We start from the raw sequence: 13,080 nt of genomic DNA, 5'->3' as shown, positions 1-13,080 counted from the left end.
CAGCATAGAACAGAGGAGGGATATTCGATATGTATATTACTTTAGTCGTTCTGATCGTTGTTGCTCTTATCGCCGCAGCCATCACGGAGATCGGATATCTCCAAATCACGCGGATGAAAGTCAAAAATGACCTGAAGCTGTTCACCGTCCTTGAGCAGGCGGGATTGTACACGCGTGAAAAGTATGATTCGCTAAGCAAACAAGAGGTGAACATAACCAGCTTTGACGGGTTGAAGCTGTGCGGCGCATCCATCGAAGCGAATCCCGGCTCTAAGCACTGGATGCTCATCGTTCACGGGTATACCGGTTCCCGGGCGGTATCCACCCAGTTTATCGATATGTTCACGGAGGAAGGCTACAATGTGCTGCTGATTGATCAGCGCCGTCACGGCCTCAGCGAAGGCCGATACACGACGTATGGATATTATGAAAAATACGATATCCAGGCATGGATTCGCTGGCTTACCTCACAATACGGGAAGGATATAGCCGTTGGACTGCATGGGCAATCCCTTGGCGGAGGCACCGTACTGGAATATTTATCGATTGCGGATCCGCAAGTGAAGCTTGTCATAGCGGATTGTCCCTATTCCGACCTGACGGACCTCATCCGCCATCAGCTGTCCTCGCTTAATAAAATCCCGGCCAGACCTTTCCTATCCTGGGTCGATGCCCGAATACGGCGGAAAGCCGGCTTTAGCCTAAATCAGGTCAGCCCGATTCGCGCAGTGCGGGAAAGCACGCTGCCCGTCATGTTTATTCATGGGGCGAAGGACAATTACGTGCCAACCCGGATGAGTCTTGAAATGTATGAGGCGAAGCCTGAGCCGAAGAAGCTGCTGCTTGTCGAAGGAGCTATTCATGCCAATGCCTATCATATTGACCCGAAAGGCTACAGAGACGGAGTCCAATCGTTTCTGCGGGAGTATATGGGTCAACCCCAGGCCAGCCCGCAGCCCCGGCTGCATCAAGCAGAAATGAGCGCCGTACCGATGGACCGTTCGCTTGAAAGCGTGTAGACATCTTGAATTACGGAGCATGCAATCAAAAAAGCAGCCCCGCGTCGGCCTAGGCCTGACCATCATCCAGGGCTGCTTTCATGTTTTTTTCGAAAAAGGGGAGCCGTCCGTTAAGCCATGGTGTCCGCTTTCTTCGCGTTGACCGGCTTCAGCACCTCGTTGCAGAGCTCCTTCAGCTTGCTCTGAAGCTCTTTGAATTCTTCGATGCCAGCCCCCGTCAGACTATATGCATCCCCATGAGCCGTCAGGAAATTTTCCTGCGTCAAGCGTTCAAGCTCATTCTTGACCTCCCGGTCACCAACCTTATACCCGTGGCGTTCGAGCTCGGGCTGCATTTCGCTGACGGTAAGGTCCCGTTCGTGAGCGTGATATAGCATGTGAATACCGATAAACAAATTTTGTACGTCTGCACGCATTCTGATCCTCTCCTCCTTGACATTAGGTTGGCACCTATTCTGTCATTCATTACCCCTCGGAAGGTGCGGGGAATCAGCGGATTCTGATCGATACGGCCCGGACCGGATGCCAATGCTTGACGAATATCTTATACTTATACTATCGTGAGTGAACGATAACATGATTAAGGAAGGACGGGGAACACGATGTTTCAAAATACGCCATACGAGGGTACCCGGAGCGAGCAGTACGCCCAGGTCCTTCAACAATTGAAGGCATTGATTCATGACGAGCCCAATGCGATTGCCAATCTCTCAAACGCCTCGGCCTTGCTGAAGCATTTTTTAACAGATACCAATTGGGTCGGCTTCTACCTCTATGACGGCAAGGAGCTGGTGCTCGGTCCCTTCCAGGGTCTGCCGGCCTGCATCCGGATTCCGATGGGCCGCGGCGTATGCGGAACCGCCGCTGCCAAGCAATCCACCGTCCTGGTAGAGGATGTACATGCATTCCCGGGACATATTGCGTGCGATGCCGCATCCAACAGCGAAATTGTCGTTCCGATCGTCGTTGACGGAGCGCTTTACGGTGTTCTGGATATCGACAGTCCGTTGAAGGGAAGATTCGATCAAGAGGATCAGCAGTTCCTGGAGGAATTCGTCCACATATTGGAAGGCTCTCTATCCCTGTAGACCGGATGTTTCCCCGTGTTGTTCCGCACAATAATCAAGGGTTCATACCTACAAACTCTTGAGGAGGAATACGCGCATGTATTCAACGAACAACACGCAAATTTCGCAGCAAATCCGCCAGTGTGAGCAGTTGCTGCAGCAGCTGACGCAGCAAACGCAGCAAGCTTCCGCCATGTACCAGCAGATGATGCAGCAGGAGCAGCAGAACGCCGCCAGACTGGAAGAGCTTGCACAACGCGAGCGTCAAGCAACGCAAATGATCCAGTCCGCGCTGCAAGGGCACCAGACAGCGATTCAGCAGTTCCAGCAAATCTCTCAGCTGGTGAAGCAAGTGGAATATTCGGCGCGGGCTAATCAAGCCCAGCATATCCAGCCTACCTTCGGCCAAGGCTTCCCGAATACACATCAAGGCTTCCAATAAGCCTTTAAGCACGAGACAAATAAGGGGCTCCCTCAAGGTTCTTCTCGACCCGGGAGCCCCTTATTTTAAGTCTAGACTTCGATATAACCTTCTTCCGGTCCACCCCCGCCGCCTTGCTTACGGGCTTACCTCAAATTCAATCTCCGCCTGAATCTTGTACTTTTCGGGTTCTTCGCCCGTCTCTCCTTCGGCCGGGTGAATCACGAAATCAGCCGAGCCATACACGACATAACGTCCCTCGGGAAATCCATCCTTCAAGGAACGTATGAAATTTTGATAATCCTTCGTATCCTGTTCGCTATAACCTCCGCTGCCTGTATAATCCTCCCGCAACGGCTCCCCCTTCTTCAGGGTCGTTGTAATGTACGGCTCGTTCATCATATAGTCAATGCTGTAATTTCGGGTCAGCTCCTTCATCGGAAAATAGAAAGGAGAGGCGGCATGGCCAATGGTAATCTCATCCTGTTCCCCGACATATTCAAGCTCTGCATAAATCTTTAGCTTCTCTCCTTGACCGTAACGCTCGCTTTCGCTGACCAGTCGGTAGACGAAATCCCCTTCCTTCATTTCGGTACGGCTGGGCCGGACTGCTTGATCTGAGGCAGGCTCAGGCTTGGCAGGCGCAGGTTCTCCTTTCTGGGCGCATCCCGTTATAAATAGCATCACAATAGCCGCAGCTATCAGGTATTTTCGCATATTTGATCACCTCAACCTCCAGACGGCCGAAGCGGGAACAATGTTGCATGCTCAATTAAAAAAAACCGTTTTTGGAAATCCCTCCCACATGGAGGAGCTCCAATAACGGCTTCCAAACTTAGCTTCACATGACCATATCGTGAACTCTATGAGGGACTTTCAAGGACTTTCAAGCGGCAACGCGGGCCTGCACCAAAAACCGGACCACGAATGGCCATCATCGGTAAGACGCTGTGCATCATCGATTTAAAGAATCTTTCTCGGCCCATGGGCCGAGGCGTTTACGGCTCGTAGATATGTTTAACGCGCCCGACTTGTCCATCCTGCAGCCGAACCTTGATGCCGTGCGGGTGGCTGGGAGAATTGGTCAATATGTCCTTAACCACGCCGCGTGTAAGCTTCCCTGTTCGCTGATCCTGCTTCAATACGATATCCACCTCAAGTCCCGGCTTGATGTTGGAACGCTGTCCGCCATTCATTTTCTGATCACTCCTGTTCATGTGGTGTATAGCCTCTGATGCAATGAAAGTTATGTACACCATACTGAATACGGCTTTCAATTGCAAATACCCGTCTTATGCCTTCCCTACGCACAGCAGGGCCGCCCCTTCTTGGATACGAACATCCATTCAAGGAACGGCCCTATTGTCAGACACATATGATAAAGATATGACGATTCATATTGGTGTTACAGTACGCTGCCGCCATAGAGGAAGCGGTTCTTCCAGGAACTGCTGAACTCGCCTACCAGGACGCCTCCGGATTTTTTGGAGTACGTATGCAGCAGCTTGTTATCGCCTAAGTAAATCGCTACGTGCGTAATTCGCTGAGTTGCTTTATTTACACCGGCATACGCGGATGCCGAAGAGCCTCTGTAGCTCATAAAGAACACGAGGTCGCCCCGCTTCAATTGGCTGATGTTGTATACATCGGTTCCTTTATCCTTGATCCATTGGCCTTGAGTCCGGGAGTTGCCCGGGAGTGTAATGCCGGCTCCGTCCATATATGCGCGGCGGACGAATGCCGAGCAGTCAAAGGTCTTGGTTGAGCTGCGGTTGGAGCCGAATTCGTATGGTGTACCCAGGTACTTCATGCCTGCGCTGATGACTTTTTCAACACTGGCATTGGCGGACGGCTTGGCAGCGCTTTCCGAACCGCTTCCGGAATTGGAGTTTGAGGAGCCGCTTTTCTGGGTAATGAACTTGGAAGAAGCATACCCTTGTTTGCCGTCCGAATTTTTAATTTTATACCATCCCGAGCTGACACCCAGAATTTGAACGCTGTCGCCTTTATAGACACGGTCAAGCACTTTGCCCGACGTCGAAGGCTGGCTGCGCATATATACATTCGCATTCGCTACGCCGCTAGCTGCAGACTGCACGCTTGCAGCAGCAACCTCATTCACAGACCCATATCCGTAAGAACCAAGAACAGCTGCTGACAGTAGTGCTCCGGCCATCAATCTTTTAACACTTGTTTTCGAGAAAATATGAATCTCCCCCGTCTCGTTTGATTTTAGGAATGACGAAATTGTCATATTTCGTGATCCCGCAATCATTATAGACAGGCTATGTCTCGGGACGCATGCAACTATTTTCATAAAACAGCATGCCAAGTATTGGTAAAGAGGAGGACTTTAGTCGCTTTTTAGACCTGTATTTTGAATAAATAACACATATTTGAAGAAATAAATGCCAAAATAACCCATGCACCGGAAGCGTCCTAAACGTTCTTCGGTATGCTGGGTCTTTATTCTTACGGTAGTATTCGAATGCGGAAGGGATAAAATCAGAGCTTGTCCGATCGTTTTCCTATCAGACAAACTCTAGTTTATCGCACGACTTATATCTTATTCCACTACAATTTTGTAATCTTTAGGGCTTTATGGCCTCTTGGCGTACAGCCGGTATCCAGGATCTTCCGGCACATCGATAAGAATCATGCGCAGATTGTCCTGAGCCTTAAGGGTCAGCCATTCTCCCTCCTCTGATTTCATGACTACAAAGTCCCGATGATGGAAAACCAGCTCGTCCTCTCCTGAATTGAATTTGCCCTTCCCCCGAACCGTCAATGCGGCAGCATACCTTCCGGGCTTCAATTCATACTTGGCTTCATGTCCGGCTAAAATCTGAATATCCAGCATCCTTGCATCCACCGATACGTCGACCGGGGAACCGCTGCCAATTAACGTCGTCACCGAGCCCCCTTGAATTCGATTCACCGGAAACACGTCCTGCCGATACTGCCGGCTGGCCGGATTCTGCTTCAGCGAATCGCGCAGATAAGGCTCAAGCCAAATTTGAAAGCCTTCCGCATCCGGTCCGGTATAATGCTCCTCATGCTTCAGCCCCGAGCCCGCTCTCATCAGCTGCAGGCCTCCGGCTCCCGTTTCGCCGCGCAGGCCTTGCGAATCCTGATGCACCGCAGTGCCCTGTATCATATAAGTTACGATTTCAAATCCTTGATGAGGATGTTCTCCCACAGTGCCTTCGATAGGCGAACGAAACCAAGACCAGTAGAATATCGGCCCGACACGATTCACGGCTGACCCTTCCCCTGAGAGGCCGATCGGCTTCAGCTCGGCAATTCTTCCTCCGTCTAAAGAGCCTTTCCCATAGTTCTCCGGCATATATACTTTGCCTATCATGTTCAGTCTCCCCCTTTAACCTATCCCGCAAATTCCCTATGAACAGGTGACTTGCCCAGATCATCTCGACTTCAAGATAGCATCGCTGATAACAGATTATATATCAACATCCTATTTTTCCCTGTCTCCGTTTTAATGCAGCAGTCGATTTTTTAGTTTTTTTTCAGGTTAGGTTCAGCTCGGCTTCAGTTAGACTACTTATGATAGGCTTTAGCTAACAGATAGGGGAGCGCTGTAAGAGATGGAATCATTCAACGGAATTCGCGTATTGCTCGTCGATGACGAGCCGCATATCCTGCAATTTTTGGAGCTCGGATTACGCAATGAGGGCTTTGATGTAAAGACGGCGTTTGACGGGGAAAGCGCGCTGGCGGCCGTGCACAGCTATCAGCCGCATGTCATTATTCTTGATGTCATGATGCCCGGAACCGACGGTCTAACGGTGTGCCGCAGGTTAAAGGAGGAAGAAGCGGACATTGCGATCATCATGCTGACGGCGAAGGATGAAATCGATGACCGCGTCAAAGGACTCTCGATCGGGGCCGATGATTATATGGCCAAACCGTTCAGCTTCGAGGAGCTGCTTGCCCGCATCCAGGCGCGGCTTCGAAATCAGTTCCCCAGCCTGCTCGGAGAAATCCGGCTGGGGCCGTTTGTCATTGACGATCGCAAGAAGGAAATCGCTTTTCGCGGAGAGGCCCTCGGGCTATCGCCTACGGAATATAAGCTGCTGAAGCTGCTTGTAACCAAGCACGGCACCGTGCTTAGCAAGACGAATATTTTGAATATCATATGGAACTATGATTTCGGCGGAGAGGATAATATCGTGGAAGTGTACATCCGATCGCTGCGTGAGAAGCTGGGGGACAAGGAGCATCGCATCATCCGGACCCTGCGCGGGGCGGGATACCGCGTGGACCTGCCATGAGCCAGCAAACCAAGCGACGGCTGCGGCTCAAAGGGCCTAGATCGCTGCGCATGCAGCTGCTGTCCAGATCCCTCATTGTCCTCGCGGTGCTGCTGATTCTGATCGGCATGCTGCAATATGTCTGGATGAAGAACGCCATGCTGCAGAACCAGGCGGAAGCGCTGGCCCTGCAGCTTCGCTCGATCCCAAGGGAGCTGTGGGATCCGGATCTTGGGAACGCCGCGCGGCAAGCGATATCCGGCCCCGGCGCCGACAATACGGAGAACGAAATGACAGGCGGTTCGAAGGATACGGCGGATCATGCAGGCAAGGGCTGGACATCTCCGCCGCGTTCGGAGAGACCTCTGATGTTTCTGCCGAACATGTCGCTTGCCCGAATAGAAACGAACGGCAGCCATACCGATCTGTCCTCGGATAGCAGCGGACGGTCCGCTCCCAAGCTATCACCAGATACCTATAGTCAAATCCTTCAGGAGTTCAAGGAGCACCGGCCCGTGAAATACAAGGTTGTCGACGATGCCGATGGCAACGAGCAGCTGATCGTATTCCGGCCGCTGGGAACTCCGGGATCCCCCACCGGCCTGCTTCAGCTCGGGATCGACACGGACGCGCTGCATGCCGTGCTGATGCGGCAGCTGGTCATCTTCGCTCTGCTCGCCTTTCTCGCGATGGCGGGGGGCGTGGCGCTGTATCTGCCTCTGCTTCGCCGGACGCTCCTGCCCCTGAACCGGATCGTGGATACGGTCAAGCGCACCGATGCCGGGAATCTGGCGGAACGGTTTCCGGCAGCCCAAGGCCAGCAGGAAATCGACCGTCTGGCCGAGTCGTTCAACGGCATGCTCGAACGGCTGGAGCATGCTTTCGAAGCCGAACGGGAGGCGAAAGAGCACATGCGGCGGTTTGTTGCCGATGCTTCGCATGAGCTGCGAACGCCGCTTACCTCCATACACGGCTTCCTGGAAGTATTGCTGCGCGGGGCGGCCGATCACCCGGAACAGCTGCATGCGGCGCTGTCCAGCATGCACGGGGAATCCCGGCGAATGAAGAAGCTGGTCGAGGATCTGCTGCTGCTGGCCAAGCTTGACCAGAGGCCGAAGCTTCAGGTTCAACACGCAAGACTGGATCTGCTGCTCCGCGAAATGGAGCCGCATTTGCGAATGCTCGCCCAGAACAGAGCCGTAGCGTTTCAGCCCCTTCCTGTCCAAGGCCGCTGCGACCCCGACAAGTTGAAGCAGGTCATCTACAACCTCTTTCAAAACGCGGTCCAGCACACCGACCCGATCGATGGCGCTATTACCGTAGCCTTGAAGCAGCAAGGAGATCACGCCGTGCTCATCGTAAGCGATAATGGGCCCGGCATTCCGGAAGAGCATCTTCCCCATCTGTTCGAACGTTTTTACCGCATTGACCGATCAAGAGCCCGCATCCAGGGCGGGGCTGGCCTCGGACTGGCCATTGCCCATTCCATCATGACTGCGCACGGCGGGAGCTTGACCGTCGCCAGCACCCTCGGTAAGGGAAGTGCATTTCGCGCGGAATGGCCGGCGGAATAGGGACCGAAGCGAGAGAATCTCCATCGTTCTTCGTATTTGCGCTCGTGAGGCCTGGTGGCCATACTTCGAGCCTGCATAGGGGCTGTCTTCAGGGTTTTTCATTTCCAAAAAATCCGGTTGGACAGTCCCTTTGCTTTTCCCTGTAACCTGACAATTTGGTACAATAACAGACGTTAGTACAATGTCAATTGAAGGGAATTTTATCGATATGTTCAAAATCTTGATTGTTGAGGACGACACCCGTCTCGTCAGCCTGCTGAAAGAGCATCTTCATAAATTCGGATATACGACCCAGTCCGTGGATGATTTCGAAACGGTCCGCGATCAATTCGAGGACTTCGATCCCCATCTCGTGCTGCTGGATATCAATCTGCCCAAGTACGACGGTTATTACTGGTGCCGTCAGTTCCGCAGCCTCTCCACCTGCCCGATTATTTTCATTTCGGCCCGCGACGGCAAGATGGACCAAGTGATGGCGCTTGAAAACGGTGCGGACGATTACATTACCAAGCCGTTCGATTACGAGATCGCCATGGCCAAGATCAAGAGCCAGCTTCGCCGCGCCTACGGCTCCTACGCCGCCGGGCACAACGAACGGACGCTGTCCGTTTCTGGCCTTACGCTGGACGTCGAGCGTCTCTCCCTGTCGCTGGAACAGGCTCATACCGAGCTCAGCCATACGGAGGCTAAAATTTTGGACGAGCTGATGAAGAAGCCCGAGCAGGTTGTCAGCCGTGACCGCCTGCTTGAGAAAATCTGGGATGACCAGGCCTTCGTTGATGATAATACGCTAAATGTGTACATCACCCGTGTTCGCAAAAAACTGGCGGCGCTTGGCATCCAAGAAGGACTCCAAACCGTACGCGGGCGCGGCTATCGCCTCATACCGAACTGGAGGGATGACGCATGAGACTGTTCCTGCAAGAGCAGCGCCCTTTAATCGTCGTCTACATCGCCCAACTGCTGCTCGTATCGCTTATCTACCGGCTGGACGGCTACCGCAACGGCAAGGTCGTCCTATACGCCTACATGATCAGCCTCCTATTGCTGCTGGGCTATTTGGCATTCCGCTATATCGCCAACCGCTCCTTCTACCGCCGGCTTGCCCAGCCGATCGCGGGCGAAGCCGTTACCGGCGAATCCTCGGCCGAATCCTCCCATACGCCGCTTGCCGAAGCCCTGCAGCAGCTTCTGCGCAGCCAATTCCGCCAGTACTCGACCGAACTGCACAACTATAAGCATAAAATCGAGGGACATCTCCACTTTATCAACCAGTGGGCTCATCAGATGAAAACACCGATCTCGGTCATCCACCTGATCCTTCAGGACGATGACGACCCGCGCTTCGCCGCCATCGGCGACGAGCTCGACCGGCTCAAAAAAGGCCTCGACCTTGTCTTATATACTGCAAGGCTCGATACCTTCGAGCATGATTTCTATGTTGAGCAGCTGCCGCTGGAGCAGGTCGTCCGCGGGGTAACCTCCGAACAGAAACGGCTGTTCATCCGGCGCCGAATCTATCCCGCCGTACGGATCGAGAGCGGCTTGACGGCCGCCTCGGACGAGAAGTGGCTGTCCTTCGTGCTCACGCAGATTTTGACGAACGCGGTTCGGTATACGCTAAAGGAGCAAGGCACGGTCCATCTGACCGGCTATGCGCGAGGTGAGCAGGCCGTGCTGGAAATCCGGGACGAAGGCATAGGCATTCCCGCAAGCGACTTGCCGCGCGTCTTTTACCCTTACTTCACCGGAGAGAACGGCCGCCGGTTCCAGGAGTCGACAGGCATGGGGCTTTATCTTGTGAAACAGATACTGGACAAGCTCGGTCATGCTTTGGAGATTGAATCCAAGGTGGGTGAGGGCACCACGGTCCGCATTATTTTTGAACGTTCCGTTTGCTAAAAAAACCTTACAAGGTTGTAAGGAAACTGTAAGTTACGGACATGGCGGAGCCGGATGCAGGTATTTTACAATGATAGCAACGTACACAAGGAGTGAAGTTATGCCGATCCTTAGCGTCAAGCACCTATCCAAAATCTACGAAGGCAAAGTGGCGTTCCAAGCGCTGAACAACATTCACTTCGCGGTTGAAAAAGGAGAGTTCGTCGGGATCATGGGCCCATCCGGCAGCGGCAAAACGACGCTGCTGAACCTGATCGCCACCATCGATCAGCCGACGGCGGGCGAGGTCATCATCGGCGGACGCAATCCCCATCTGCTGAACCGGACCGAGATGGCACTGTTCCGGCGCCGGGAGCTGGGCTTCGTGTTCCAGCATTTCAACCTGCTCGATACGTTGACAGTCGAGGAAAATATCGTGCTGCCGCTAACCATGGAGGGGATGCCTTTAGTTGAAATGGAAGCTAAACTGAAACGAATCTGCGGTCAGCTCGCTATCGAGCCTATCCTGCACAAGCGCACCTATGAAATATCCGGGGGGCAGATGCAGCGGACCGCCATTGCCCGGGCGCTCATTCAAAAGCCGTCCCTCATCCTGGCCGACGAGCCGACAGGGAATCTGGATTCCAAGGCATCCAAGGACGTCATGCAGACCTTGTCCGCCGCCAGCCGGGAGGCTTCCGCCACCGTGCTGATGGTGACGCACGACCCGGTTGCCGCCAGCTATTGCGACCGCGTCTTGTTCATCAAGGACGGGCAATTATATAATGAAATGTATTGCGGCGACAACCGCCAGGCTTTTTTTCAGAAAATTATCGATATGCTCGCCCTGCTGGGAGGAGGAAGCCATGACCTTTCGACAATTCGCTTTTAGAAATGTCTTGAGGAATAAACGGACGTATGCAGCCTACTTCCTGAGCAGTGCATTTTCGGTCATGATTTTCTTTGTGTGCTCCCTGTTTTTGTTTCATCCGGAGCTTTCTCGGCAAATGTTCTATCCGGTTGTTATTCAGGCCATGGTTGGCGCCGAGCTGATCATGTACGTGTTCTCGTTCTTCTTCGTGCTGTATTCAGTGGGGGCGTTTTTGAAGACGCGAAAGCGCGAGTTCGGCATTTTGTTCATGCACGGCATGACTGACCGCCAATTCAACCAGATGGTGTTCCTGGAAAATATGATCATCGGCATCAGCGCCATTGCGACCGGGATCTTGTCCGGCATCATCACCGGCAAGCTGTTCCTCATGGCCGGCTCGGCTTTTCTCGGGGTGCCTCCCCTGCCGTTTCGCCTGTCGCTGCGGGCGCTGGGGCTGACCATCGCCAGCTATGTGCTGCTGTTCATCGTGATTTCAATGTTCACCTCCAGGCTCATGCGGCCCAAGGCGCTCATCGACCTGTTCCAATCCGGGCAGCGTCCGAAGACAGCTCCGAAGACGTCGCCCTGGCTGTCCGTTCTCGCAGCCGTGCTGCTGATCGTCAGCTACACGCTGGCGGCCACGACCACGGCGTCTACGCTTGCTCTGCGGATGTTTCCGGTAACCTTGATGACGATGCTCGGCACCTACCTGTTCTATTCGCAGCTTGGCGTAGCTCTGGTGCGGCGAATGAAGAACAGCCGCCGATTTACCTGGAAACGGACCAAGCTGATCCTGCTGTCCAGCCTGCACTACAGGCTGAAGGACAATGCACAGATGTTTGCCATGGTCACCATCGTGCTGGCCGTCTCATTCTGCTCGGTCGGCGTGTTCGCCTCCATCCCGGTGCTCACCAAGCAATTTAACGAGGATTTCCCTGCCGCCATCGGCTACATCGCCAAGGAAGGAAACACCGCCGAGAGGGAGCATCTTCAGACCATCCGGCAGGAGCTGGATGAACGTAAAATACCGTTTGAAACGTTGTCGTTTCACGTTAAATATACCGAAGCCAATCCCGATTCTTCCCGGTCGGAGGTCCCGCTCACCCTGCTGTCCTTCTCCGACTACAAGGAGGCTGTCCTGATGGCCGGACTGCCGTTTAACGAGCCTCCGCTGGAGGCTGACGCTGCCCTTGTCCTTGTCGCATCGCAGAACGACCGGGCCTATATCCGGACCCGGCACCATGTATCGTACCAGATTCCGGATACGGATATCCGGCTGCGCGAGGTCGGGTATTCGGAGCATGCCGGCGTCCCGGAATATTTGCTTCCGAAGCTGGATGGAGACGACCGCTTTGGCGGTCTGGTCATCAGCGATGACATGTTTGAGCGCATCCCTCCTTCCCGGACAGAACGGTACACCGGCTTTTACATCGAGGATTTCCGGCAGACGGAGGGCGTCGCATCCCAGCTTGCGCCCAGAGGGGCCGTCCGTTATGAAATGAACCGTCCTTACGCGCTTACCGTAAGCGGAACCCTCTTCGCCCTGCGCGATAGCCTGTACAATATGCTGCTTTTTGCCGCTTTGCTCGTCGGAACCGTATTTTTTATCGCTGCCGGCAGCTTCCTGTATTTCCGCCTGTATGCCGATCTTGACTATGACCGCAGGCATTATGCCACCATCTCGCGGCTTGGCATGACGGACAGGGAGTTTCGTCGAATCGTCACCGGACAGCTGGCTCTGCTCTTTTTCGTTCCGATCGGACTTGCGATCACGCACAGCATCTTTGCGTTCATCGCGCTGCAAAGCTATTTCTATCTGTCCATTGCGGCCGAAATGGGTATCGTGCTGCTGAGCTTCCTCATGATGCAGATCCTGTACTTCTACTTCATTCGAAGCCAGTATTTGCGCAAGCTGAAGCAGACCCTGATCTAAGAGGACCAGCGATCGACGTTCCCAGGCCTTTAACTATGTGAAA

At 53.6% G+C, this 13,080-nt stretch carries 14 protein-coding genes; 9 read left to right on the top strand and 5 right to left on the bottom strand.

Annotation, left to right across the window (positions count from 1 at the left end):
• Positions 1 to 29 precede the first annotated feature (29 nt).
• Positions 30 to 1,019, top strand: coding sequence for an alpha/beta hydrolase (locus NST08_RS03645; RefSeq protein ID WP_144878041.1), 990 nt, complete (start codon positions 30 to 32; stop codon positions 1,017 to 1,019).
• A 110-nt stretch (positions 1,020 to 1,129) separates the two neighbouring features.
• On the opposite strand, the gene NST08_RS03640 is transcribed toward NST08_RS03645, so the two are convergent.
• Entirely contained in the window at positions 1,130 to 1,435 is a 306-nt protein-coding gene (locus tag NST08_RS03640) for a hypothetical protein (protein ID WP_007132439.1), read from the bottom strand.
• 186 nt (positions 1,436 to 1,621) lie between these two features.
• Between NST08_RS03640 and NST08_RS03635 the strand changes: the two genes are divergently transcribed.
• Both NST08_RS03635 and NST08_RS03630 read left to right on the top strand, forming a co-directional pair.
• Positions 1,622 to 2,107, top strand: a complete 486-nt coding sequence (locus NST08_RS03635; protein WP_007132440.1) for a GAF domain-containing protein — start codon at positions 1,622 to 1,624, stop codon at positions 2,105 to 2,107.
• Positions 2,108 to 2,183: 76 nt separating this feature from the next.
• Positions 2,184 to 2,528 carry a hypothetical protein gene (locus NST08_RS03630; protein WP_007132441.1) on the top strand — a complete coding sequence of 115 codons (345 nt, stop codon included), beginning with the start codon at positions 2,184 to 2,186 and terminating at the stop codon, positions 2,526 to 2,528.
• A gap of 117 nt (positions 2,529 to 2,645) precedes the next feature.
• Here NST08_RS03630 and NST08_RS03625 read toward each other — a convergent pair whose 3' ends face one another.
• The 4 genes from NST08_RS03625 to NST08_RS03610 form a co-directional block, all read right to left on the bottom strand.
• Complete coding sequence (locus NST08_RS03625) at positions 2,646 to 3,224, bottom strand: hypothetical protein (protein ID WP_144878040.1); 579 nt, start codon at positions 3,222 to 3,224, stop codon at positions 2,646 to 2,648.
• A 281-nt stretch (positions 3,225 to 3,505) separates the two neighbouring features.
• Positions 3,506 to 3,703 carry a YwbE family protein gene (locus tag NST08_RS03620; protein WP_007132443.1) on the bottom strand — a complete coding sequence of 66 codons (198 nt, stop codon included), beginning with the start codon at positions 3,701 to 3,703 and terminating at the stop codon, positions 3,506 to 3,508.
• A gap of 209 nt (positions 3,704 to 3,912) precedes the next feature.
• Positions 3,913 to 4,761: a C40 family peptidase gene (locus NST08_RS03615; protein WP_144878039.1), complete on the bottom strand. Its 849-nt coding sequence runs from the start codon at positions 4,759 to 4,761 to the stop codon at positions 3,913 to 3,915.
• A gap of 345 nt (positions 4,762 to 5,106) precedes the next feature.
• Positions 5,107 to 5,871 (bottom strand): pirin family protein, encoded by a 765-nt coding sequence (locus NST08_RS03610; RefSeq protein ID WP_007132445.1) that lies wholly within the window; start codon positions 5,869 to 5,871, stop codon positions 5,107 to 5,109.
• 241 nt (positions 5,872 to 6,112) lie between these two features.
• Between NST08_RS03610 and NST08_RS03605 the strand changes: the two genes are divergently transcribed.
• From NST08_RS03605 to NST08_RS03580, 6 genes are all read left to right on the top strand, one after another.
• Positions 6,113 to 6,799 (top strand): response regulator transcription factor, encoded by a 687-nt coding sequence (locus NST08_RS03605; protein ID WP_144878038.1) that lies wholly within the window; start codon positions 6,113 to 6,115, stop codon positions 6,797 to 6,799.
• Positions 6,796 to 8,352, top strand: coding sequence for a sensor histidine kinase (locus tag NST08_RS03600; protein WP_341341466.1), 1,557 nt, complete (start codon positions 6,796 to 6,798; stop codon positions 8,350 to 8,352). Before NST08_RS03605 ends, NST08_RS03600 begins: the two co-directional genes overlap by 4 nt.
• Before the next feature lie 208 nt (positions 8,353 to 8,560).
• Positions 8,561 to 9,262: a response regulator transcription factor gene (locus tag NST08_RS03595; protein ID WP_144878036.1), complete on the top strand. Its 702-nt coding sequence runs from the start codon at positions 8,561 to 8,563 to the stop codon at positions 9,260 to 9,262.
• Entirely contained in the window at positions 9,259 to 10,254 is a 996-nt protein-coding gene (locus NST08_RS03590) for an ATP-binding protein (RefSeq protein ID WP_144867632.1), read from the top strand. Before NST08_RS03595 ends, NST08_RS03590 begins: the two co-directional genes overlap by 4 nt.
• Positions 10,255 to 10,354: 100 nt before the next feature.
• Entirely contained in the window at positions 10,355 to 11,125 is a 771-nt protein-coding gene (locus tag NST08_RS03585; protein ID WP_007132450.1) for an ABC transporter ATP-binding protein, read from the top strand.
• The gene (locus NST08_RS03580) at positions 11,100 to 13,037 is read left to right on the top strand and encodes an ABC transporter permease (protein WP_007132451.1); all 1,938 of its coding nucleotides are present in this window, start codon (positions 11,100 to 11,102) and stop codon (positions 13,035 to 13,037) included. Before NST08_RS03585 ends, NST08_RS03580 begins: the two co-directional genes overlap by 26 nt.
• The last annotated feature ends 43 nt before the right edge of the window (positions 13,038 to 13,080 follow it).

Origin of the sequence: Paenibacillus sp. FSL K6-1566, from assembly GCF_038050475.1 — a bacterium.
Lineage (GTDB): Bacteria > Bacillota > Bacilli > Paenibacillales > Paenibacillaceae > Paenibacillus_AQ > Paenibacillus_AQ lactis.
Note: the sequence above shows the minus strand (reverse complement) of the source record. Positions and strands in the feature narration are given on the sequence as shown.